This is a genomic window from Pseudomonas sp. 5Vm1k (assembly GCF_056161485.1).
This window is the reverse complement of sequence record NZ_JBSPCZ010000002.1, coordinates 214,408-238,242: the sequence shown is the minus strand read 5'-3', so window position 1 is coordinate 238,242 and position 23,835 is coordinate 214,408. Positions and strand designations below refer to the sequence as shown.

At 56.5% G+C, this 23,835-nt stretch carries 16 protein-coding genes and 2 pseudogenes; 10 read left to right on the top strand and 8 right to left on the bottom strand.

All coding sequences use genetic code 11. From position 1 onward, the window contains the following. The first annotated feature begins 226 nt into the window (after positions 1-226). A complete protein-coding gene (locus ACWIKB_RS04845) occupies positions 227-1,267 on the top strand; it encodes a DMT family transporter (RefSeq protein WP_475265567.1) in 1,041 nt (346 codons plus the stop codon). 98 nt (positions 1,268-1,365) lie between these two features. Here the strand turns inward: ACWIKB_RS04845 and tnpC are convergent, their stop codons facing one another. The 5 genes and pseudogenes from tnpC to ACWIKB_RS04820 form a co-directional block, all read right to left on the bottom strand. Then, positions 1,366-2,901, bottom strand: a complete 1,536-nt coding sequence (tnpC, locus tag ACWIKB_RS04840) for an IS66 family transposase (RefSeq protein WP_475265566.1) — start codon at positions 2,899-2,901, stop codon at positions 1,366-1,368. A 61-nt stretch (positions 2,902-2,962) separates the two neighbouring features. Beyond that, on the bottom strand, positions 2,963-3,298 hold the full coding sequence (tnpB, locus tag ACWIKB_RS04835) for an IS66 family insertion sequence element accessory protein TnpB (RefSeq protein WP_150783597.1): 336 nt from the start codon (positions 3,296-3,298) through the stop codon (positions 2,963-2,965). After that, positions 3,295-3,618 (bottom strand): IS66-like element accessory protein TnpA, encoded by a 324-nt coding sequence (gene tnpA / locus ACWIKB_RS04830; RefSeq protein WP_475265565.1) that lies wholly within the window; start codon positions 3,616-3,618, stop codon positions 3,295-3,297. Before tnpA ends, tnpB begins: the two co-directional genes overlap by 4 nt. A gap of 196 nt (positions 3,619-3,814) precedes the next feature. Next, positions 3,815-5,402 (bottom strand): annotated as a pseudogene (locus tag ACWIKB_RS04825) (arylsulfatase). Between the two features lie 276 nt (positions 5,403-5,678). After that, positions 5,679-6,854, bottom strand: coding sequence for a XylR family transcriptional regulator (locus tag ACWIKB_RS04820; protein WP_475265564.1), 1,176 nt, complete (start codon positions 6,852-6,854; stop codon positions 5,679-5,681). Between the two features lie 176 nt (positions 6,855-7,030). On the opposite strand from ACWIKB_RS04820, the gene xylA reads away from it, so the two are divergent. The 5 genes from xylA (at position 7,031) to ACWIKB_RS04795 (ending at position 13,310) form a co-directional block, all read left to right on the top strand. Next, positions 7,031-8,347, top strand: coding sequence for a xylose isomerase (gene xylA / locus ACWIKB_RS04815; protein ID WP_475265563.1), 1,317 nt, complete (start codon positions 7,031-7,033; stop codon positions 8,345-8,347). 149 nt (positions 8,348-8,496) lie between these two features. Further along, a complete protein-coding gene (gene xylF / locus ACWIKB_RS04810) occupies positions 8,497-9,498 on the top strand; it encodes a D-xylose ABC transporter substrate-binding protein (protein WP_475265562.1) in 1,002 nt (333 codons plus the stop codon). Positions 9,499-9,580: 82 nt separating this feature from the next. Beyond that, entirely contained in the window at positions 9,581-11,137 is a 1,557-nt protein-coding gene (gene xylG / locus ACWIKB_RS04805) for a D-xylose ABC transporter ATP-binding protein (protein WP_475265561.1), read from the top strand. After that, complete coding sequence (locus tag ACWIKB_RS04800; protein ID WP_475265560.1) at positions 11,138-12,274, top strand: sugar ABC transporter permease; 1,137 nt, start codon at positions 11,138-11,140, stop codon at positions 12,272-12,274. It begins immediately after the preceding gene. 856 nt (positions 12,275-13,130) lie between these two features. After that, complete coding sequence (locus ACWIKB_RS04795; RefSeq protein ID WP_475265559.1) at positions 13,131-13,310, top strand: phiTE_072 family protein; 180 nt, start codon at positions 13,131-13,133, stop codon at positions 13,308-13,310. A gap of 400 nt (positions 13,311-13,710) precedes the next feature. Here ACWIKB_RS04795 and ACWIKB_RS04790 read toward each other — a convergent pair whose 3' ends face one another. After that, the gene (locus ACWIKB_RS04790) at positions 13,711-13,899 is read right to left on the bottom strand and encodes a hypothetical protein (RefSeq protein ID WP_475265558.1); all 189 of its coding nucleotides are present in this window, start codon (positions 13,897-13,899) and stop codon (positions 13,711-13,713) included. Between the two features lie 987 nt (positions 13,900-14,886). On the opposite strand from ACWIKB_RS04790, the pseudogene ACWIKB_RS04785 reads away from it, so the two are divergent. Then, positions 14,887-15,338 (top strand): annotated as a pseudogene (locus ACWIKB_RS04785) (ATP-dependent Clp protease proteolytic subunit); the annotation flags it as partial. A gap of 96 nt (positions 15,339-15,434) precedes the next feature. After that, positions 15,435-17,615: an ATP-binding protein gene (locus ACWIKB_RS04780; RefSeq protein WP_475265557.1), complete on the top strand. Its 2,181-nt coding sequence runs from the start codon at positions 15,435-15,437 to the stop codon at positions 17,613-17,615. Positions 17,616-17,939: 324 nt separating this feature from the next. Here ACWIKB_RS04780 and ACWIKB_RS04775 read toward each other — a convergent pair whose 3' ends face one another. Beyond that, positions 17,940-19,289, bottom strand: a complete 1,350-nt coding sequence (locus tag ACWIKB_RS04775; protein WP_475265556.1) for an MFS transporter — start codon at positions 19,287-19,289, stop codon at positions 17,940-17,942. A gap of 186 nt (positions 19,290-19,475) precedes the next feature. Then, positions 19,476-20,612 carry a LacI family DNA-binding transcriptional regulator gene (locus tag ACWIKB_RS04770; RefSeq protein WP_475265555.1) on the bottom strand — a complete coding sequence of 379 codons (1,137 nt, stop codon included), beginning with the start codon at positions 20,610-20,612 and terminating at the stop codon, positions 19,476-19,478. A gap of 181 nt (positions 20,613-20,793) precedes the next feature. Here ACWIKB_RS04770 and ACWIKB_RS04765 point away from each other — a divergent pair, with 181 nt between their 5' ends. After that, complete coding sequence (locus ACWIKB_RS04765; RefSeq protein WP_475265554.1) at positions 20,794-22,578, top strand: IlvD/Edd family dehydratase; 1,785 nt, start codon at positions 20,794-20,796, stop codon at positions 22,576-22,578. A 28-nt stretch (positions 22,579-22,606) separates the two neighbouring features. Further along, positions 22,607-23,824, top strand: coding sequence for a fumarylacetoacetate hydrolase family protein (locus ACWIKB_RS04760; protein WP_475265553.1), 1,218 nt, complete (start codon positions 22,607-22,609; stop codon positions 23,822-23,824). Positions 23,825-23,835 lie beyond the last annotated feature (11 nt).

Genomic DNA, 23,835 nt, shown 5'->3' with positions numbered 1-23,835 from the left:
CAATGGCAGCTATTGGCTGTGGATTCAACCGGTTGAATCCACAACCCAAAGCGGTCAGTCGAGAGACACGGCACCTAGCTGCGTGACAGATACGTGATTTTCGCTGTTAACACCCTACTTAGCGTGGCCAACGGTAAGCGTCCGGCCAACACACCTTAGCAAGCGAAGAAAACCGTGCGCCTCGCGGTATGATGCCTTCTCACGAAATTCTGGTGCGGAGTTATTGATGAACCTAAGCGTTTTGTATGCGTTGGCCGCTGCCGCGTTATTTGGTGCCAGCACGCCGCTTGCCAAGTTGCTAGGTCTCAACATTCCCCCTGTATTACTTGCAGGCCTCCTTTACTTGGGCAGCGGTCTGGGCCTGACAGTTGTCCGTTTTGTGCGTGACCATGGCTGGAAACCGGCCGGCCTCGCGCCATCTGAATGGCCTTGGCTTCTCGGCGCAATCGCGTTCGGGGGAGTGCTCGGGCCCGTTGCGCTGATGTTCGGATTAACCAGGACATCCGGCGCCACCGCTTCTTTGATGCTTAACCTCGAAGCTGTGCTTACGGCGTTATTGGCTTGGGTAGTATTCAAGGAAAATGCTGATCGGCGCATCGTATGGGGAATGATAGCCATCATTGCCGGCGGTATGGTTTTGGCGTGGCCTCTGGAAGCCATGCAGGCTAATGACTGGCTTGGGCCGTTGGCAGTCTCTTTGGCCTGTTTCTGTTGGGCCATCGATAACAACCTGACGCGAAAAGTGTCTGCATCAGACGCGCTTTTTGTGGCAGGCTTCAAAGGCTTGGTAGCTGGCGTAGTCAATTGTTCGTTGGCCATGCTCCTTGGATCTAGCCTTCCTGAGTTTTCGGTGCTTGCACCGACCTTAGGGCTTGGTTTTCTAGGTTATGGCGTCAGCCTGGTGCTCTTTGTACTGGCGCTGCGCGGCCTCGGTTCGGCACGTACAGGCGCGTACTTTTCGACTGCGCCATTTCTAGGTGCCGCCATCGCAATCGTAGCTATGGGCGAGCCTGTGTCTTTGTCGTTTTGGGCAGCCGCTGTGCTGATGGGAATTGGGGTATGGCTTCACCTTACTGAAAGCCATGCGCACGAGCACCAGCACGTACCGTTGACGCATGGGCATCGCCACGTTCACGATGAGCACCACCAGCACGAACATTCGTTTGAGTGGAGTGGGACGGGTGCGCATAGCCATATTCATGAGCACGTGCAGATCCGCCATAGCCACCCACACTTTCCGGATATCCACCACAGGCATACCCATTAGATGCTTGGACTGGAATACACACAGCGGAATATGCCGGAGCCTCGAATAAGGCTTGCTGGCGCTAAGAAGTGGCTTCCGCCGAAGACACCTTGCAAAGATCAGTCAGGCATCCACTGATGCGGCAGCAGTTGCTCGATCTCGCTGGCCCGCTGCGTCGGCAGCCGCGTCAGTACATCCTTGAGATAAGCATACGGATCGTGCCCGTTCACGCGTGCGGACTGGATCAAACTCATAATCGCCGCCGCCCGTTTGCCACTGCGTAGTGATCCGGCAAACAACCAGTTCGAGCGTCCGAGGGCCCACGGCCGGATTTGGTTCTCTACTCGGTAGTTGTCGATGGGCACAGCCCCATCTTCCAGGTAGCGCGTCAGCGCTACCCAGCGTTTGAGGCTGTAATCCAAGGCTTTGGCCGTTGCTGATCCATTGGGCACCAGATCGCGCTGGGCCAACATCCAGTCATGCAGCGTTTTGATTAGCGGCGCTGCCTTTTCCTGACGTATTCGCCAACGATCCTTACAACTCATATCCCGTGCTTGGCGTTCAATTTCGTACAAGCCGCCAATCGAGTGCAGTGCTTGTTCGGCCAACTGGCTTTTATTCGCGACATGCAGATCGAAAAACTTGCGGCGGGCGTGAGCCATGCAGCCGATTTCGGTCATACCTTTCTCGAACCCGGCTTTGTAACCAGCAAAGTCGTCGCACACCAATTTGCCGTTCCAGGAACCGAGGAAGTTGCGCGCATGCTCACCTGCTCGGCTTGGACTGAAATCGTAAACCACGGCCTTGAGTGCCGAAAACGGCGTGCTGCTGTAGGCCCAGACATACGCGCGGCGGGTTTTCTTCTCACCCGGCGCGAGCATCTGCACCGGGGTTTCATCGGCGTGGATTACACCCTCGGCCAGTACCGCTTCGCGCAGCGCATCGACCAAAGGCTGAAGCTGTACGCCGGTTTGTCCAACCCACTGCGCCAGCGTCGAGCGAGCGATCACCAGCCCGGCGCGGCCAAAGATTTTCTCCTGCCGGTACAGCGGCAAGTGGTCAGCGAACTTCGCCACCATCACATGCGCCAGCAGGCCTGCGGTCGGGAGACCCTTGTCGATTACCTGCGCCGGAACCGGTGCCTGGATCAGTGTTTCGCACTGGCGGCAGGCCCACTTTCCACGCACATGTTGCTCGACTGTGAACACGCCAGGTGTGTAATCGAGCTTCTCGCTGATGTCCTCGCCGATGCGCTGAAGTTGGCAGCCGCAGGCGCACTGGGTGCTCTCAGGTTCGTGGCGGATCACCGTGCGTGGAAACTGCGGCGGCAGCGGCGCACGCCTGGGCTTCTGACGTGGCTCGGCTGGTGCAGGTGGCGGATTGACCGCCTTCAACTCGGCTTCGATGGCCGCGATATCAGTGTCGAGCAGGTCATCGAGCAAGCTGCCTTGGTCGGGACTCAGCTGCTCGCTGCGCTTGGCAAACTTGTGCCGTTTGAGGATGGCGATCTCATGAGCGAGTTGCTCGTTGACCGTTTCGAGGCGATGGATTTTCTGACCCATGGAGTCGACCTGGGACAGCAACTGCATGGCCTGTTCAGCCAAAGCGCGCAGCTGTTCCGGTGTCATCTGGTCAAGATTGGGCGAGGAAGTCATGCCACTGATTGTGCCAGAGCAGGCGTTCAGCGGCGATAAACCAATAGGCTAATGGCAGGTGCTAGAGCACTGTGATCGAGCCGCCCGCGCCGACCCGCTGCCAAGGCAACCCCAGCACCAAGGCTTGAAGTTGCTCGTTATCGAGTTCGACTTCCGATCCGTGGCGGATGCCGGGCCAGTGAAATTTGCCTTGGTTTAGTCGTCGCGCTGCAAGCCAAATACCTACGCCGTCATGCACCAGGACTTTCATTCGGTTAGCGCGGCGATTGGCAAAGAGATAGGCACAGTGCGGCTTCGCCGCACCGAATACGGCAATAACTCTGGCCAACGCGGTCTCGGTGCCGGCGCGCATATCCATGGGCTCGGTGGCGAGCCAGATGGCGTCGATGCGGATCACTGGGCAAGCTCGCGGATAAAACGGGCGCACCCATCAGGATCTGAGGATGGCCACTTCACGGTGAGTTTCTGCGGCCCAAAAGGAACCTCGATGCTGACGGACATTTGCTGAGCGGGCTGGGTTCGGGATTCTAGTTTCATCGGAACGAAAGCGGGTAACGCCGGCGCCTGACGATCACGATAAGCAGGTATCCACTTTCGGACGAGGTTGGCATTAATGCCGTGGCGCAAGGCTACGCTGGCCATCGACACGCCAGGCTCTAGGCATTCCTGGACGACCTGGGCTTTAAAGGGTTTGGGATAAGAGGTGCGTTGGCGCATGGCAATCCTGACGATAAGGGTGATGGTGTCCACGTATTTTTAAGTGGACACCATCGCCCTTATAGCTGGGATCGGGTAGGTGACTTCGCCGGACGCTTACGGCCAACGTTCCTACATAGAGGCACTGGACTAGTTGAAATTAGCCGGGAGTGGGATAGGGCCGCTCGCTAGTGAAGCGAGCGGCGTCCGAGCAGACTTACTGTGCAGGTTGCCCCTTCATTTTTTCCGCAACTTTATCGTCCACAGCAGCACGAATCTGATCAATGCTGAAACTGGCCGGTTTTTGACTCGGCGGGTAGTCGATGAAGGTTTGCAGGAACTTCGCGGCTTTGCTCACCGCTACCGCAGCGAGATAAATATTCTTACTCGACCAATCGTAATACTGGTCAGACACCACGTCCGCACGCTCGTACAGGTCCATGCGCAGGTTGAGGATCTTCGGTACTCGCAGGCAGACGAAGGGCTCGCTCCAGACCCGGAAACTGCCAGGTTGTTGTTGCTCACAGAACACCACTTTCCAGTTGTCAAAGCGCATGGACATCAGCACTCCGTCATCGTTGAAATAGTAGAACTCGTGACGTGCGCCAGTCGGTTGTTGGCCGGTCAGGTATGGCAGCTGGTTATAACCGTCGAGGTGCACCTTGAAGCTATTGCCACCGGCAGTCGGAGCCCAGCCCTTGAGTAGCTTGTCCTTTACGTCTGCGTCGCCTGCGGCCGCCAACAAGGTCGGGAACCAGTCCATGCCCGAAAACATGTCATTGGACACCTCTCCTGCCTTGATCTTGCCCGGCCAGCGGATCATCGCAGGCACCCGAAATGCGCCTTCCCAGTTCGAGTCCTTCTCGTTGCGAAACGGTGTGGTCGCCGCGTCGGGCCATGAAAACTGATTCGGGCCGTTGTCGGTGGTGTAGACCACGACGGTGTTGCCGGCAATGTTCAGATCGTCGAGGGTTTTCAGCAGCACTCCAACATCGTTGTCATGTTCAACCATGCCGTCGGCGTACTCGTTGCCGGGCATGCCGCTTTGGCCTCTTATCGAGTCGCGCACATGGGTGAATGCGTGCATGCGCGTGGTGTTCATCCAAACAAAAAACGGTTTGTCAGCCTTGGCCTGTTTCTCGATGAACGCTTGCGCCGCAGCGGTGGTTTCGTCGTCGATGGTCTCCATGCGTTTGGCGGTGAGGGCGCCGGTGTCTTCAATCTTTCCGTCGGCGAAGCTATGGATCACGCCGCGCGGCGCGTAGCTCTTGATGAAATCAGGATCGTCTTTTGGCCAGTACGGGCGCTCTGGTTCTTCTTCAGCGTTGAGGTGGTACAGGTTGCCGAAGAACTCGTCGAACCCGTGGGCGGTGGGCAAGTATTCGTCACGGTCACCCAAGTGGTTCTTGCCGAACTGGCCAGTGGCATAACCTTGGGACTTAAGGGCCTGGGCAATGGTGATGTCGCGTTTTTGCAGACCCACAGGCGCGCCTGGCATACCCACTTTTGATAGACCTGTACGCAGCGGTGTCTGCCCGGTGATGAACGAAGAACGTCCAGCGGTGCAGCTATTCTCCGCATAGTAATCGGTGAATAGCATGCCTTCATGGGCAATCCGGTCGATATTGGGTGTCTTGTAACCCACCACGCCCATGGAATAGGCGCTGATGTTGGTCTGGCCTATGTCATCGCCGAAGATCGGCCAAAATGTTGGGCTTTTCAGCGGCGCCAGCCGTTGCCGAAATAACCATCACCGAGATAGCCACCAGGGCAAATCTCGGTAGCCATTTGTGTTTGTAGATCATATTGACTGCTCCCTTAAGCCCGCGACGGGTTAACCACCGATTTTGTGTGGTTGCACTAACTCAAGGGCATTAGCGTCAATGCGACCAGACAGGTGCATGCAGGCACCTTTTCTCACGGTAGACCAAGTGAGCTTTTTAGCTTTTCTTTGCGATGGCAGGCGTTCTGCTAATTGGTAGGACGCATGCCATTTTTCGAGTGGGCTAGACTCATTCGAATGGCCGCTTCAGCCGAAACCAGCCTTTCGCCCCCACAACAATCGACCCATTGCCCCATCGCTATCTGGCGCCCTGCTGGTATTCACGGGGCGTACAACCAAACTCGCGACGGAACACCGTGTGCAGATATTGTGCGGATTTGAAGCCGCAAATGCGGGCTACGTCTGCAATCGCGGTGTCGGTATCTTCCAGCCCGCTCGTAGCCGCCGCCAATTTGAAACGCAGAATCTCGTCATGCACGCTACAGCCTCGCACGGTGCGAAAGTGTGACTCCAGCGATGAGCGCGACACGCCGACATAGGCCGCCACTTGCGCGGCCTTGATGCCCTGGCAGGCATATTGGCGGATAAACAGCAGCGCTTGCATGACGTAAGGGTTGCCCAACGGTTGGTGCAAACTCGACACCTGTACGTTGATTGCATCTGGCGGGATCAGGATGTGCGTGCCCGTGGACGGCATGCCGTGCAGCATCTGGTGGAGTAATTGCGCAGCGGTGCGGCCCATGGTTTCAGTACCCTGAATGACCGAACTCAGGGGGACCCGGGTCAGGCTGCGTGTCAGGGGGTCGTTGTCGATGCCAATCAACGCCACCTGCTCCGGTACGGCGATTCCGGCGGTCAGGCAGGCTTGCAGCAACTGCCGGGCGCGGGCATCACTGACGGCGATGATGCCGATGGGCTTGGGCAGGCTATGCAGCCAGGCGATCAGTTGTTCGACGGCGCTGTCCCAGAGCGGTGCGCTGGTGCCCATGCCGCGATAGACCTCAGCGTGCAAGCCGTCACGTTGCATCAGTCGCCGAAAGGCTTTTTCCCGCTCCTGGGCCCAACGATTGGCCTGCGCTTCAGGCAGGCTGAAGCAGGCAAAACGCTGCAATCCGGCCTCGATCAAGTGCGCGTAAGCCAGGGTGATCAGTGCGTTATTGTCGGTAGCAACGTAAGGAATTCCTTTCGGATAAGCGCGCTCATCCTGATAAGAGCCACCCACCGCCACCACCGGCAACTTGATGTCGGCCAGCGCCTCGCCAATCAGCGGGTCGTCGAAGTCGGCAATGATCCCGTCACCTTGCCAGCGCTCGATCCCTTTCAACCGGCAGAGAAAATCCTCTTCCAGGAACAGGTCCCAGGACGCGCGGGTGCTGCTCAGGTAGTTGCCGATGCCGCTGATGATGCCTCGGTCATAGATCTTACTCCCGTTGAACAACAGTGCGATGCGGTGAACAGGCGGTACTGTTTTCATTGTTTTCAGGCTTGTTCCGGGGCCCCTTCTCACGGAGGCGGTTTGCACAGACTAGGCGCGCAGACGACGAATCTCAATACGCAAAATCGCACCCTATGTTGGTGATTTTCATAATCAGCAGGCATGAGGCCGTTGCTAGTATCGAGACACCGCTAAGAACAACAAGGACATTGCCAATGCCGTACTTCCCCGATGTCGACAAGATTCGCTACGAAGGCCCTGCCAGCGATTCTCCCCTCGCCTTCCGTCACTACGACGCCGACAAAATCATCCTCGGCAAACCCATGCGCGAACACCTGCGCATGGCCGCCTGTTATTGGCACACCTTCGTCTGGCCGGGTTCCGATGTGTTCGGCGCAGGAACTTTCAAGCGCCCGTGGCAACACGCCGGCGACCCGATGGAGCTGTCGATTGGCAAGGCGGAAGCCGCGTTCGAGTTCTTCTCCAAACTGGGTATCGACTATTACTGCTTCCACGACACGGATGTCGCCCCGGAGGGCAATTCGCTGAAGGAGTATCGCAACCACTTCGCGCAAATGATTGATCGCCTGGAGCGACACCAAGAAGAAAGCGGGATCAAGCTGCTGTGGGGAACCGCCAACTGCTTCAGCAATCCGCGCTTTGCCGCCGGCGCCGCCAGCAACCCAGACCCCGAAGTGTTTGCCTTCGCCGCTGCCCAGGTGTTCAGCGCCATGAACGCGACCCAACGCCTGAAAGGCTCCAACTACGTGTTGTGGGGCGGTCGCGAAGGCTACGAAACCCTGCTCAATACCGACTTGAAACGTGAACGCGAACAACTGGGCCGCTTCATGCGCATGGTGGTCGAGCACAAGCACAAGATCGGTTTCAAAGGCGACCTGCTGATCGAACCCAAGCCGCAGGAGCCGACCAAGCACCAATACGATTACGACAGCGCCACTGTGTTTGGCTTTCTCCAGCAGTTCGGCCTGGAAAAGGAAATCAAGGTCAACATCGAAGCCAACCACGCAACCCTGGCAGGTCATAGTTTTCATCACGAGATTGCGACGGCCGTCTCGCTGGGAATTTTCGGCAGCATCGACGCCAACCGCGGTGATCCGCAAAACGGCTGGGACACCGATCAATTCCCCAACAGCGTCGAAGAAATGACCCTGGCCACCTATGAAATCCTCAAGGTCGGCGGGTTCAAGAATGGCGGGTACAACTTCGACTCCAAGGTTCGCCGACAGAGCCTCGATGAGATCGATCTGTTTCATGGTCACGTCGGCGCAATGGACGTCCTCGCCCTGTCCCTGGAGCGGGCAGCTGCCATGGTCCAGAACGATCAACTTCAGTTGCTCAAGGATCAACGCTACGCCGGTTGGCAGCAGCCGTTCGGGCAGGCAGTGCTGGCAGGTGACTTCAACCTCCAGTCATTGGCCGAACATGCATTCGCCAACGAACTGAATCCGCAGGCCGTCAGCGGCAGGCAGGAAATGCTCGAAAACGTCGTCAACCGGTTCATCTATCGCTAATCGCCAACGGAGTCTGCGGGCGTAATATCGCTGTGACATTCGCACGACAAATCTGTGTCCGCTGCGTCTGCCGATTCTCTACAGTTCTACCAGCCCGAGACTCATCGCCAGGCAGTGTCTTTCAAACAAAAATAAAAGGACGCACCACCATGAAGAATGTAAAACGCGCACTATTGGCCAGCGCCCTGGCACTGCTGTCGCTGCCAGTTATGGCCGATGCTGCCCACCCGAAAATCGGTTTCTCCATTGATGATCTGCGGCTGGAACGCTGGTCACGTGATCGCGATTACTTCGTCGCGGCGGCGGAGAAGATGGACGCCAAGGTCTTCGTACAGTCGGCCGATGCCAACGAGCAAAAGCAGATTTCGCAAATCGAAAACCTCATTTCCCGTGGCGTCGATGTCATCGTCATCGTGCCATTCAACGCTACGGTCCTAACCAACGCAGTGGCCGAAGCGAAGAAAGCCGGCATCAAGGTCGTGTCCTATGACCGCCTGATACTCAACGCGGATATCGACGCCTACATTTCCTTCGATAACGAAAAGGTCGGCGAGATGCAGGCCAGCGGCGTGCTGCACGCAGCGCCCAAGGGTAATTACTTTCTGCTCGGTGGTGCGCCCACTGACAACAACGCAAAAGTCCTGCGCGAAGGTCAGATGAAAGTGCTGCAACCGGCCATCGACAAGGGGGATATCAAGATCGTCGGCCAGCAATGGGTGAAGGAATGGAACCCTACCGAAGCGCTGAGCATTGTTGAAAACGCCTTGACCCGCAACGACAACAAAATCGACGGCATCGTGGCCTCCAACGACGCCACGGCAGGCGGCGCCATCCAGGCACTGGCGGCTCAGCAACTGGCCGGCAAGGTGCCGATTTCGGGGCAGGACGCAGACCTCGCAGCAGTCAAGCGAGTGATCGCCGGCACGCAAACCATGACCGTGTACAAACCGCTGAAACTCATCGCCTCCGAAGCCGCCCAGCTCTCGGTGCAACTGGCGCGCAACGAGAAACCCGCCTACAGCTCGCAGTACGACAACGGCAGCAAAAAAGTCGACACCATCCTGCTCACTCCGACTCCGTTGACCAAGGACAACATCGACTTGCTGGAACAGGACGGGTTTTACACCAAGGCGCAGATTGCCGGGCAGTGATCATCGCCCCGTAATGCCACCTGCAGGAGCGAACTTGCTCCTGCGGGACCGGCCTCGTACCTGCTGCTTATGAGTTTCTGCCATGTCCGATTATCTGCTGCAAATGAACGGTATCGTCAAAACCTTCGGCGGTGTCAAAGCGCTCAATGGCATCGACATCAAGGTCAAGCCGGGTGAGTGCGTCGGGCTGTGCGGCGAGAATGGCGCCGGCAAGTCCACGCTGATGAAGATCCTCTCTGCGGTCTACCCTTATGGCACCTGGAACGGTGAAATCTTCTGGGATGGTCAACCGCTGAAGGCGCAATCGATCAGCGAAACGGAAGCCGCCGGGATCGTCATCATTCACCAGGAACTGACGCTGGTTCCCGATCTGTCGGTGGCCGAGAATATTTTTATGGGCCATGAACTGACGCTGCCCGGTGGGCGGATGAATTACCCGGCGATGATCCACCGCGCCGAAGCCCTGATGCGTGAACTGAAAGTGCCGGACATGAACGTATCGCTGCCGGTTTCGCAGTACGGCGGCGGCTATCAGCAACTGGTGGAAATCGCCAAGGCACTGAACAAGCACGCGCGCCTGCTGATCCTCGACGAGCCCTCATCGGCCCTGACCCGCTCGGAAATCGAGGTGTTGCTGGACATCATCCGCGACCTCAAAGCCAAGGGGGTTGCCTGCGTCTACATCTCCCACAAGCTCGATGAAGTGGCCGCCGTGTGCGACACCATTTCGGTGATCCGTGACGGCAAACACATCGCCACGACCGCCATGGCCGACATGGATATTCCACAGATCATCACCCAGATGGTCGGACGGGAAATGAGCAACCTCTACCCCACCAAGCCGCACGACATTGGCGAGGTGATTTTCGAAGCTCGCCACATCACCTGCTACGACGTCGACAACCCCAGGCGCAAACGGGTCGACGATATTTCGTTCAGCCTCAAACGCGGGGAAATCCTCGGCATCGCCGGGCTGGTCGGTGCAGGCCGCACCGAACTCGTGACCGCGCTATTCGGCGCCTACCCCGGCCGCCACGAAGGCGAAGTATGGCTGGACGGCCAACTCATCGACACCCGCACGCCGCTCAAGTCAATCCGTGCCGGCCTGTGCCTGGTGCCCGAGGACCGCAAGCGCCAAGGCATAATTCCAGACCTGGGCGTCGGCCAGAACATCACCCTGGCCGTGCTCGACAGTTACTCGAAACTGACCCGCATCGATGCCGAAGCCGAACTGGGCAGCATCGGTCGAGAAATTTCGCGCCTGCACCTCAAGACCGCGAGTCCGTTCCTCCCGATCACCAGTCTGTCCGGTGGCAATCAACAAAAAGCCGTATTGGCGAAGATGCTGCTGACCAAACCCCGGGTGCTAATTCTCGATGAGCCCACCCGAGGGGTGGATGTCGGCGCCAAGTACGAGATCTACAAGCTGATGGGGGCGCTGGCGGCCGAAGGCGTGTCGATCATCATGGTGTCATCGGAGCTAGCCGAAGTGCTCGGTGTTTCCGATCGCGTACTGGTGATTGGCGAAGGCCAGTTGCGGGGCGACTTCATCAACCACGGACTCACTCAGGAACAGGTGCTCGCCGCCGCACTCAGCCAGCCTGCTGGCCATAACAATAATGATCGGAAATCCGCGTAAATGAATCAGGTCAAACAACTCTTCACTCGCTACAAGATGCTCGCGCTGGTATTTGCCGTGGCGTTTATCTGGCTGTTCTTCAGCTGGCTGACCGAGGGCGGATTTCTGACACCGCGCAACCTCTCCAACCTGCTGCGCCAGATGTCCATTACCGGAATTCTCGCCTGCGGCATGGTGCTGGTCATCATCAGCGGCGAGATCGATTTGTCGGTCGGCTCATTGCTGGGCCTGCTCGGTGGCGTTGCGGCCATTCTCGACGTGGTCTACCACATACCGCTGCTGGCGAACCTGAGCCTCGTCGCCCTGTGCGGACTGCTGATCGGCCTCACCAACGGCTACATGGCCGCGTACCTTCGCATTCCTTCTTTCATCGTGGGGCTGGGGGGCATGCTGGCGTTCCGGGGCATTTTGCTGGGGATTACCGGCGGCACGACCATCGCACCGGTATCTCCGGAACTTGTCTACATCGGCCAGGGTTATTTGCCCCATACGATCGGCACGGGCCTGGGCGTTCTGCTGTTCGCACTGACGTTGTTCCTGACCTGGAAACAACGGCGCAATCGCGCCTTTCACGGCCTGGCGGCACATTCACTCCTGCGTGACGTCGTACGCGTGCTGTTGATCGGCGCGGTACTGGCCGGCTTCGTCCAGACACTCAACAGCTATGACGGCATTCCCGTGCCGGTCCTGCTTCTGCTGATTTTGCTGGCCGGGTTCAGCTACGTGACGAGTCAGACCGTCTTCGGCCGGCGCGTCTATTCCGTGGGCAGCAACATGGAAGCGACGCGCCTGTCCGGTATCAATGTGCAGGCCGTGAAACTCTGGATTTTCGGGATCATGGGCGTCATGTGCGCCCTCGCCGGCGTGGTCAACACCGCACGCCTGGCCGCCGGCTCGCCCTCCGCCGGCAGCATGGGCGAACTCGACGCCATCGCCGCGTGCTTCATCGGCGGCACCTCCATGCGCGGCGGCTCCGGCACGGTCTACGGTGCCCTCCTTGGCGCACTTGTCATTACCAGCCTGGACAACGGCATGTCCATGCTCGACGTCGACAGTTACTGGCAGATGATCGTCAAGGGTAGCATTCTGGTGTTGGCCGTGTGGGTCGATGTGAGCACCCGGACGGGGCAACGCTGAGCCGCTGCGGATGGCATCATTCACGAGAGTCTGCTTCTTGGGGAGATGCCAGTTGTGGTGATGGTTGTAATGCAGCCACCGAGAGTCAGAGGCCGGTAGTTTTGGGTCGAAGGCGAGCTCTTTGTGGCAGGCGACTGTCGGCCCAGAGTGTGTAAAAACACCTTAGCGAACACTTTCTATGATTTCTGAGGATTTCATCGTAGGGATCGCCCATGAAGCGCTTTATCCAAGGTGAACATCGAGGCTATGGCTACCAATCAACGAAACGAATCAAGTCCGCCTGATTGGCAACAGCGTCAGCCCAGATGAAGCTAAAGCGGTGGTCACGGCGAACGTCGCAGACATCATCGATCTTTACCAGCGCATCGCGGCATAACTCCCCCACATCACTGCCCAGGCATGACCAGGCATAGGACGCCCGATGCCCACAGAAAATCGACGGAGCGTACGATCCGCTTGCCCGATGACTTAGGTAAGCAATATATCCAATAGTTGATGAATATTGATATCGACCGGTGTTATCCAGGGCGATTGCTTGTTCTCTGCTCGCATCGCCAAATAAGCCAAGGTGCGTCCCTTATGGAATATTTGTTTATTCAGGGAAATTTCGTCGATGAGAGTTTTCGGGACGCCGTAATACCCACATCCAGGGCAGTCAACTTCTACAAACTCTCCAGCCAATAGCAGCTCAATTGCTTGGGCTCCGCAGATTAAACACTCCATCTTTTTGCACTCCCTTTGAATGGCCCTTCAACTGTAGTCGATCAAAGACTAAGGACGCCCCATACCCAAAGAAAACAACTCACTGAACCCTTGAATGTTGAGTGCTCGACTTTGACGAAGCAGGGCATCACTGGTGCCCCGGCTCGATCCGATCACCATGTTCCTCGATACCTACGGCCGGCGCGACTGCCCGACCGAAGCCACCCCGAACTACCAGACCGCCCAGGGCAAGATCACCATCAACTGCTGGGACAAGAGCTGGACGCCCATTTGGGCCACGTACCATTGCGGAGTTCGTTGCCGACTGCGGTAGGACTGCTATTCCTAATTGCTTGAATTGCGGGATCAGTTCCACCGTTTTCCGTTGTGACGCGCTGCATACCATCGACAACAGACCGGGCTCCACGACTGGGAACTGGGCGAGCTGAGCAAAGCTAAAGCCGACGAGCTTTGCATGACATTGATGTTTTGAGCGATATCGAGACCCAAAATGAATACTGGCACCACAGCAAGCTGTTGACGGACCTGTTCGGGGAGAAATGGCACCACCCGTCGGTGATCGCACACTTGGAGAAGAAACACGAATTCACCTAGCTGCGGCGGGGGTGGAGACAGTGCAAGAAGCGCTACGCCAGGAGCAGCAGTGGGTGGCCGCATGACGATGGTGAATGGCCATAACCGTGCCCATAGTGATACAGATCGATACGCCGAGCTTACTTTTTATACTCGCGCGACAACTCACTTCGGCGCGCCATTGCGAGGCCTAGCAGTTTCGTCTGCATGGTCCAGAGTTCACCCAAGGCTAAACCACTTACCATCATAGATTGAACCCTATCTCTGGCGAAATTATGTTCAGCCAAAGCTATTGCTGACTTTAATAAAAATTCTTCATGTTTGGTCACAACATCCCCCTTGAGAGCACTCGAACATCCGCAAGATATAAAAATAACAGAGCAATCCTGCTGCAGTTGCTTTCAATGCCACTGCAATCGCCAGACGACGGCCAATAATAAGCCAAACACGATAGCCACCAACTATGCTCTCTAACGACCTTCACAGATGCATCTGTTCATAAATTGCGTGCTCGCATCGAGAAAGAAGCTTGATCCAAGCCTTTGCTGTATCCCTTAGGCCATTTTTTGCCATCAAGGTTGAATGGCGGTCGAGGAAAGGTGTTCGCCCTACCCACACAACCTCGCCATCCATGGACTGGTAAAGAGTTGGCGGCAGGGGAACAGCTGAAACGATACACCAACTCAATTCCAAACAACTTTATTTCTGTGCCATCAATGTTCGGCGTACCTGGAATCGCTATGTACGAAAGCGTATACGACGAATAAATCAACCCGACGGTCCAACAGACCAATGGCATCTACAAAGAGCACGACATCGCCTCGCCGCTCTCCGCTCAACTCCAAGACTAGGACGGCGAAACGCTCTACTGCACAACCATCCCGCCAGGCACTGACGATATGTCAAACGGGAAATTTGTCCAAGCGTGGAACCTCATCAGGCCTCCAAGCGGATCAGTGATGATCTGCCCCCTTGCAGACGGCCACCAGACGCTGGCCGCAACCATCTGACCACTACCACCTTTTGCCGACACGCGCGGCATGGAGCTCTTATGTCTGCAGAACTGGCGCAGGCACCCCGGCGCGACAACGTCCTTCCCCCTGCTCCATCCGTGCCTGTGCTGCGCGCATCTATCTGGACATGTGCCGCGTCGCGTTCGACAAAACCGTTCTGATTCAGTGAGTTTCCGATTGGAGAGCGCGGTATCGGCTTCGACCGGGCTACGGCCTACGTCTCGCAAAGGCAAACGATAAAAATGGCGCGTCGGACCGATAATCGCACCGTAGCACCAAAGAGGAGATAAATCTGTTGATTAAGGCTCCATCTCGCTTCTTTTGAACCTGTCCACCAGCAGCGGCAGCACGAATTTTGGTGCACCTTCCTCAAGCATTGCCAGTGCCGCTATGCGCGATCAACACGGGCAACATCGCGTCGATGGGGATCATCATGTACGTAGAGGCCGGATGGATCATCACCTCTCCCCCCATTCTCGATTTTTGATCATCCAATTCACTGGGATTTCAGCCAGAAATCAGTTGATCACAAACGACTGTGTGAATACCTGTCGAGTCTCGAATTTGGCGCACTATGTGCAAATATTCACGCTCAAAATCACCGAGGCGACGACCAAACTCGATTTTTTTCATTGCCTGTCAGTAGAAGAAAAAATAAATGCTGCACGCTAAACCTAGCATACGGGATTGCCTATGTGACGGAGCAGATGTTCTTCGCCGATGATGTCAAACGCTGGAAAGTCAGTGGCAGCTAGACGAATGTAATTTCTAGCATAAAGTGCAATTGATCAAGCAGATTGAACCTAGCTTGAGCAAAAGTTTCGGATACTAAAATCCCCATTGGTGAACCCATGGCAATCGAGGAAACGCTACTGCGCCAGCGCAAGGTGCTTGCCAAGTTTGGCGAGCTAGCCTTGGCGTCGGATGACTTGGAGCACATCCTCGATGAGGCGTGTCGGCTGGTCGGTCACGCGCTCGAAACCAATCTGGCCAAGTTCATGCAACTGCAGGATGACGGCATCACGTTTCTCGTGCGAAACGGTGTGGGTTGGACACCCGATGTTGTCGGGAAGGTTCGGGTGCAAGCATGCGAAGGAAGTCCAGAATTGTATTCACTTAACACGAACGCCCCAGTCATATCGACGGACATTTCAACGGAAACACGATTCCGCTATCACGACTTTCATAAGAAAAATGGGGTTAAAGCCTTCGTCAACGTTTTAGTCCAAGGCGCCAATGGCGAACGTCCTTTCGGGATCTTCGAGGTTGATAGTCGAAGTCCTCGCCAGTTCACGGAAAGCGATATCGATTTCCTTCGGGGGTACAGCAACCTACTCGGTGCAGTTCTGAAGCGTTCCAAAACCCAAGAAGCCATGCGGCTGACGGAAAAACGGCTGCGTGAAAGCGAGCGACATTACCGCATCGCAGCTGATCTCAATCCACTTTGGCCTTGGACTGCTGACAAAGTCGGCAACCTTATCTCTATCGATCAGCGCTGGTATGAATATACCGGTCTGTCACCTGCGCAGACATTGGCGCGTCAGTGGGCTAATGCCGCCTACCCCGCAGGTCAGGTATCAATAGCTAATTCGTGGGATCAATCACTGGCCACGCTACAGCCATTCGACTTACAAATCCGCTTAAGAAAACACACTGGCGACTATCGTTGGTTTAGAGTCCGTGCGCTGTGTAGTCTCGACGCAGCCGGACAATGCGAGCAGTGGTACGGCACCGTTGAGGATGTCGACGATCGCGTGCAGCTAGAAAGCGCACTGCGTGATTGGAACGATTTGCTGGAGGATCGTATCGCTGAACGGACTAAGCAGCTTGAGGATGAACAGCATGAACGAGCTGTAGCGGAATCCAAATTGCGGCAAAGTCAAAAAATGGAAGCCGTAGGCCAACTTACCGGCGGAATAGCCCATGACTTCAACAATCTATTGGCAGGCATCATCGGTAGCCTGGAGCTCATGCAGCGACGCATCGATGCTGGCCGTTACAGCGACCTGGCTCGTTATAATTCCGTGGCCATGACTTCAGCTTCTCGGGCGGCCGCATTAACGCAACGTCTATTAACGTTCTCACGACAGCAAGCACTCGAACCTGAACTCTTAGAGCCCCGGAAAGTGGTGGCGGATCTTGAAGAGATGATCAGGCACTCGGTAGGGCCAAGCATCATTGTCGACTGCTCCTTTAGAACGACCGATCGTATCAGGTGCGACCTCAATCAACTGGAAAATGCATTGCTTAATCTCGCCATCAACGCGCGAGATGCAATGCCCAGCGGCGGCAGACTCGAGCTTCAAGTAGATCGATGTTTCATCGATAATGTGTCCTCCTCCGAAAGAATGTTGAGACCTGGAGCGTATGTGAGCATTTCTGCCACGGATTCCGGTACAGGGATTCCTCCTGAAATCTTGTCGCGCATCTTCGATCCATTTTTCACAACCAAGAAGATAGGTGAAGGTACCGGGTTGGGCCTATCTATGATTTATGGCTTCACTCAGCAATCCGGTGGCCAAGTCAGAGTCCACAGTAGCCTTGGTGTCGGCACCACCGTTACCCTCTACTTTCCAGTAGATGCCTCGCAGCCAGATGAGTCCAAAACAGACTCGGGCAACGTTCAACAGATAGAGCCATCAGGGCACAACGAAACCATATTACTGGTGGACGATGAGGCGGCTATTAGACAAATGGCGTCGGAGCTTTTGTCGGAAATCGGCTACCGAGTTATTGAAGCCGCGGATAGTGTTTCCGCGATGAAGATGGCGGATAAGCAGGAACATGTGGATTTACTCCTGACGGATATAGGCTTACCCGGATTGATGAACGGGATTAGCCTGGCTGCGAAACTCAAGGAGAAATTTCCGCAACTCAAAGTGCTTTTTATCACGGGGTTCGCTGGTGGTGCGAGAATGGTCACGGTCGATACGACTACTCAGATTCTACCCAAGCCCTTTAGTCTGAACGAACTCAGCTCGCGAGTGCACTCTCTGATTCAAGTAGCCTCCACAGGCAGTGACGACTGTTGAACAGAGAAAAAACCTAAATAATGGTCGGTCGAATATTGTCGAGGACAAAGAGAACGCGTGCAGTCCTACCTTCGCCATTTTCTTAATAATGCACCGCGTGTCGATAGTGACGGAATCCCTTCCCCCCCCATGAGGTTTAATGCCTTCAGTTAGCTACGGCATCAACGCATGTAGGTTGCATGGTCGCGTGGAGGCTCACCATCCCTGAGCGCAATGATTCGTAAACTTCACTAACAATATGCTAACCCTGCCCAATACTATGCCCATCCGCAGCGCCCTCTAAGCTTGTCGGCGTCACAGTATGAGAACAGGTTTGGGGGTACGTTATGCCTGGTCGTTGAAGAGCATCGCCTTCGGAATAAGCAGAATCAGCACACAGCTGACGAGCAAGCAACCACCCAAGACGTAGGTACCGTTGTTCATATCGCCCGTTAGTGTCTCTGCAGTGGCCGTAATCATGGAACCGGTGAACCCCGAGAGGTTACCAATCGCGTTGATCATGCCAATGCCCGCTGCCGCTGCCACACCGGACAACACGGTACCCGGCAATGTCCAAAAAATCGGCATCAGGCTCAGCAGGCCAGAGGCGGATATGCTGAGGAAGATAATGGACACCGGCAGGTTATGGGCAAAGACGGCGCTGCAAATCAAACCGATTCCGCCGATGAGCGCGGGAATAGCCGCGTGGAAACGGCGCTCTCCGGTTTTATTGGAGTGCCAGGCATTAAGTGTCATCGCCACAATGGCGGTGGCGTAAGGAATCGCCGTCAGCAAACCGATGTGCAGGGTGTTGGAGATACCCGTCGCTTTGATGATCGTCGGCATCCAGAACGCCAGTCCGTAAAACCCGGTGTTGAACGTCAGAAGGATCAGCACCAATAACCACACGCGACCGTTGAAGATCACATCCCGGAGGCTGGAGGCCTTTGCCGTGTTATCCCGGTCGAGGTTATTTTTTAGCATGTTTTTTTCTGCAGCTGTCAGCCATTTGGCGTTGTCGATTTTATCGACCAGCAAGGTCACCACCACCACGGCCATAATCAGCGACGGGATGCCCTCAATGATCAGCATCCACTGCCAGCCGGCCATTCCGTGGACACCCTGCATAGCCCCCATCAACCAGCCGGACAGAATTCCGCCCAAGGTCAGGCTGATCGGCATGGCCATCAAAAAGCCCGCCATTACTCGGCTCTGCCGGTGGGTTGGAAACCAGTAGTTGAGGTAGAGAATTACGCCTGGGAAAAAGCCGGCTTCACATATTCCCAGCAGGAAGCGCAGCACGTAGAACATGGTCTCCGATTCGATGTGGAAGAACCGTGCTAGTGGCACGGTAAACGCCACAGCCATGGAGACAATGCTCCAAGTAATCATGATTCGAGCGATCCAGAGGCGCGCGCCAAAGCGATGAAGTAACAGGTTGCTTGGCACTTCGAATAGGAAATAGCCCCAGAAGAAGATGCTTGCACCGAGCGCGTAGACGGTATTGCTGAATTGCAGATCGTTGAGCATATCCAGCTTGGCAAAGCCGATGTTGACCCGATCCAGGTACGCCGCCATGTAGCAAAACAGCAGGATCGGCAGGATGCGCAGGATGACCTTTCGGTAGGTACGATCCTCGGAGGTAAGCTCCGCCGAGCCCTCTCCTTCGAGAGGACGCTGAGATACTGATTCCATGTGTTGACCTCAAGGCATGTTTGTCATGCCGATTGTTTTTGTTTTGGCTTGCGACCTTGAGTTCCTTGGACTGACCTAGAGCAATCCGTTCGGAGAAAAGGAATCTGCAAGTTGACCTGTTACCGGTAACATTTTTAATTTAGCAATTAGTTTCCGAGCAACGCAAGCACACTCAGCTAAAAATTTTCAGGTGCTTTCACGTGCCAGGATTTTAAATTCGACGACGTCACATTCGCGAGGGCGAGGTAGGCCCAGGCGCTGAGCAGCAGCACTGGCCACCAGCAATTGGCCTGCGCGCCAGCCAATGCCATAGGGATCAACCGAGACGGTGGTGATGGTGGGAGTGCAATACCGCGAGACTTCGAAATCACCAAATCCGGCGATTGCAATGTCCTTGGGTACGCGTCGACCCTGCCGATGGCACTCCATAATTGCGCCGAACGCCGACAAGTCACTCACGCACATCACCGCGTCCGTATCCGGCCACTTTTCCAGCAGGCGCTTCACCGACTCGCCGCCATGACTCATCGTGATCGGCGACTCACCGTATTCCAGCACGCGCGGCTCCCCTGCCCCCAACGCGGCAACGGCCTGAAGGTAACCTTGCTGACGTTGCTGCCCACGGTGGTCAAGAACCGATGCGCCACCGATGTAGCCGATTCGTCGATAGCCTTTCTCGTGCAGATGTTCGTACAGCGCAGCAGCGGCTGATACATTGCAGAAACCTACCGATTGCTCAATGGGATCGGCTGGAATGTCCCAAGTCTCGACGACAGGAACCTGCGCCTGGCGCAGCAGCTTGCGGGTTTCCTCAAGGTGCGCACTGCCGGTCAACATCACCCCGACCGGGCGATGGCGCAGCAGTGTGCGTACCAGCAAAGCCTCCTGTTCCAAGTGGTAATCCGTGTCACCCAACAGCAGGCACAGGCCCTGTCCGCTGACGGCGTCATTCAGGCCGCGCACGGTATCGGCAAAGTTTGAGCTAACCAGGGAAGGCACCAGGGCCACGATAAATTCCGAGCGGCCGCTCGACAGGGTTCCGGCAGAGGCATCAGGCAGGTAGCCGAGGCTTTCAATGGCTTCGTGTACCAGCTTTTGAGTGCGTTCTGAAACATCGCGGCCGGCTAAGACCCGGGAAACCGTCATCTTCGACACGCCTGCCAGCTTGGCAACGTCGGCCATTCGCGGCGGCGTAGTGATTTTGCCTAAATCCTCGTGACTCATGGACGTCCTGTTTTCCTGAAAAAAGACCGGGCGGTAGGTAAAAAATACCGCCGTTAACGCTGATTGTTGCTGATTATACATGCGCGCAAATAGGCGCACCGAAGCTCCTTGCATCGATTATCTGCGCCCATTCGAACATTGATCCTAGGCCTTTACAAAAAAATTGTTACCGGTAACATCGATCAGTAGAACGTCGCCAAGTACTTGGCCAGTGCTGCTTTGTTGCCTCAGTCGCCCCGTTCAACCTTCCATTGATACCTTCTAACAAGAGTTAAAACCCATGACCGGAACCACTCCTCTGCCCCTGCGAAGTCAACAATGGTTTGACGATCCAAGTCATGCGGACATGACCGCGCTCTATGTCGAGCGTTTCATGAACTACGGCATGACGCGAGAGGAGTTGCAATCCGGCCGCCCTATCATCGGCATCGCCCAAACCGGTAGTGACCTCGCCCCATGCAACCGTCATCACCTCGAACTCTCGCAACGCACCAAAGCCGGTATTCGCGATGCAGGGGGCATTCCCATGGAGTTCCCGGTACACCCGATGGCCGAGCAAACCCGGCGCCCCACTGCCGCGCTGGATCGCAACCTGGCTTACCTAGGCCTGGTCGAAATCCTTCACGGGTACCCGCTGGATGGTGTGGTGTTGACCACAGGCTGCGACAAGACCACCCCCGCCTGCCTCATGGCAGCGGCGACGGTTGATATGCCGGCGATTGTGCTGTCGGGCGGCCCGATGCTCGATGGACACCACAAGGGCAAATTGATCGGCTCTGGCACGGTGCTGTGGCATGCGCGAAACCTGCTCGCCAGTGGTGAGATCGATTACGAAGGCTTCATGGAAATGACCACGGCTGCCTCCCCTTCGATTGGTCACTGCAATACCATGGGCACCGCGTTGTCGATGAACGCTCTTGCCGAAGCGCTTGGCATGTCCCTGCCCGGCTGCGCGAGCATTCCGGCAGCCTATCGTGAACGCGGCCAGATGGCCTATGCCACTGGCAAACGCATCGTCGACATGGTTCGCCAGGATATTCGTCCATCCCAGATCATGACTCGCGAGGCCTTTGAGAATGCCATTGCCGTTGCGTCGGCTCTGGGCGCTTCGACCAATTGCCCGCCGCATCTCATCGCTATCGCGCGGCACACCGGAATTGATTTGAGTCTGGAAGACTGGCAACGCATCGGTGAAGACGTGCCGCTGCTGGTCAACTGCATGCCAGCCGGCAAATACCTCGGTGAAGGTTTTCACCGTGCGGGCGGTGTACCGGCAGTTATGCACGAACTGCAGAAAGCCGGACGACTGCATGAAAATTGCGGCACAGTCTCGGGCCAAACCATTGGCGAGATCGTAATCACTGCGGCGGCCAGCGATACCGATGTGATCCACGCCTACGAAGATCCGTTGATTCAACGCGCGGGGTTTATCGTGCTGAGCGGGAATTTCTTCGATAGCGCCATCATGAAAATGTCGGTGGTTGGCGAAGCCTTCCGCAAAACCTACCTGTCCGAACCTGGCGCAGAAAACAGCTTCGAAGCCAGAGCCATCGTTTTCGACGGCCCGGAGGACTACCAGGCCCGAATCAACGACCCCGCCCTAGACATCGACGAGCGTTGCATTCTGGTGATCCGAGGCTGCGGCACCGTGGGTTATCCGGGCAGCGCCGAAGTCGTCAACATGGCTCCACCCGCAGCACTGATCAAACGCGGCATCGATTCCTTGCCCTGCCTGGGCGATGGGCGCCAGAGCGGGACGTCGGCGAGTCCGTCGATTCTCAACATGTCCCCTGAAGCCGCCGTGGGTGGCGGGATCGGCTTGCTGAAGACCAACGATCGTTTGCGCGTCGACCTCAATGCCCGTCGCGTCGACCTACTGGTGGATGACAGCGAAATCGCACGTCGCCAGGCGGAGTTCAAGCCATCCTTCCCGGCCTCGCAAACGCCGTGGCAGGAAATCTACCGGCAGCAGGTTGGTCAACTTTCGACCGGCGGTTGCCTGGAGCCGGCAACCTTGCACCTGCGGGTCATCGCGCGCAGCGGCGATCCACGTCATTCCCACTGATTCAGTCTTTTTGCAAAGGGTATTGTCCATGTCCCAACGATCTGCTGTAACGACATTTTCGGGTTTGAGCGTGCTGGCTAAAGACCTCGGTCAAGGTACCTGGATCAGTCGTGTCTGGATTCCTGGCGCCACCGCAGGGCCTGCCGTTGTCCTGCTCAAGAACGACCAGGTCTATGACATCAGCGCCCGGGTTGCGACTGTTTCGGCCCTGCTTGAACTCGACGATCCCGTGGAGTACCTGCGCGGCTTGCCATTGGAGCAGCCGTTGATCAGTCTGGATGCCCTGCTGCTTAATAGTGATGCGACCTTACGCGACCCAACACAACCGTGGTTGCTAGCGCCGATCGACCTGCAAGCGGTCAAGGCCGCCGGAGTAACTTTCGCCACCAGCATGCTTGAACGCGTGGTTGAAGAGCAGGCAAAAGGCGACCCCGCCAAGGCCGACAGTATTCGCGCAACCCTGGTGCAAAGTATCGGCACAGACCTTGGAGACATTGTTCCGGGCTCAGCCCAAGCCGCCGCGCTCAAAGAGGTGCTGATCAGCCAAGGCATGTGGTCGCAGTACCTCGAAGTGGGTATTGGCCCGGACGCCGAGATCTTCACCAAAGCTCAGCCACTGTCATCGGTGGGCTATGGTTCGGACATCGGCATTCACCCCAAGTCGAGCTGGAACAATCCAGAGCCTGAAGTGGTATTGGCCGTTTCCAGTCGGGGCAAGATTCAGGGCGCTACGCTGGGTAATGACGTCAACCTTCGTGACTTCGAAGGGCGGAGTGCCCTGCTTCTTTCCAAGGCCAAAGACAACAACGCATCGACCGCGCTTGGGCCATTTATCCGGCTGTTCGATGAGACCTTCGGCATCGAGGACGTGCGCTCGGCGGAAGTTGCACTTCGGGTCGTCGGCGAGGATGGTTTCATCATGGATGGCAGCAGCTCCATGAATCAGATCAGCCGCGATCCGCTGGATCTGGTGGCGCAAACGCTCAATGAGAACCATCAATACCCGGATGGCTTCGTGCTGTTTCTCGGCACCTTGTTTGCCCCCAAGCAAGATCGCGATCTACCGGGTGGAGGCTTTACCCACAAAGTGGGGGACATCGTCGCCATCAGCAGCCCCAAGTTCGGCACGCTGGTGAACCGGGTGACGACGAGCGATCGCGCTCCGGCCTGGCAGATGGGATATCGCGCTCTGCTCGACAACTTGCTCGGCCGTGGCTTGGTCGCCGCCGCGATCAAACCACGCTAGCCACCTCGGAA

What these genes read in the sequence shown, in the direction of transcription:
- xylG (WP_475265561.1), top strand. Translation starts at nt 9,581, where the DNA reads ATGTCCGATTATCTGCTGCAAATGAACGGTATCGTCAAAACCTTCGGC.
- ACWIKB_RS04820 (WP_475265564.1), bottom strand. Translation starts at nt 6,854, where the DNA reads ATGAAAACAGTACCGCCTGTTCACCGCATCGCACTGTTGTTCAACGGG.
- xylF (WP_475265562.1), top strand. Translation starts at nt 8,497, where the DNA reads ATGAAGAATGTAAAACGCGCACTATTGGCCAGCGCCCTGGCACTGCTG.
- ACWIKB_RS04775 (WP_475265556.1), bottom strand. Translation starts at nt 19,289, where the DNA reads ATGGAATCAGTATCTCAGCGTCCTCTCGAAGGAGAGGGCTCGGCGGAG.
- xylA (WP_475265563.1), top strand. Translation starts at nt 7,031, where the DNA reads ATGCCGTACTTCCCCGATGTCGACAAGATTCGCTACGAAGGCCCTGCC.
- ACWIKB_RS04780 (WP_475265557.1), top strand. Translation starts at nt 15,435, where the DNA reads ATGGCAATCGAGGAAACGCTACTGCGCCAGCGCAAGGTGCTTGCCAAG.
- ACWIKB_RS04800 (WP_475265560.1), top strand. Translation starts at nt 11,138, where the DNA reads ATGAATCAGGTCAAACAACTCTTCACTCGCTACAAGATGCTCGCGCTG.
- ACWIKB_RS04845 (WP_475265567.1), top strand. Translation starts at nt 227, where the DNA reads ATGAACCTAAGCGTTTTGTATGCGTTGGCCGCTGCCGCGTTATTTGGT.
- tnpC (WP_475265566.1), bottom strand. Translation starts at nt 2,901, where the DNA reads ATGACTTCCTCGCCCAATCTTGACCAGATGACACCGGAACAGCTGCGC.
- ACWIKB_RS04765 (WP_475265554.1), top strand. Translation starts at nt 20,794, where the DNA reads ATGACCGGAACCACTCCTCTGCCCCTGCGAAGTCAACAATGGTTTGAC.
- tnpA (WP_475265565.1), bottom strand. Translation starts at nt 3,618, where the DNA reads ATGCGCCAACGCACCTCTTATCCCAAACCCTTTAAAGCCCAGGTCGTC.
- ACWIKB_RS04760 (WP_475265553.1), top strand. Translation starts at nt 22,607, where the DNA reads ATGTCCCAACGATCTGCTGTAACGACATTTTCGGGTTTGAGCGTGCTG.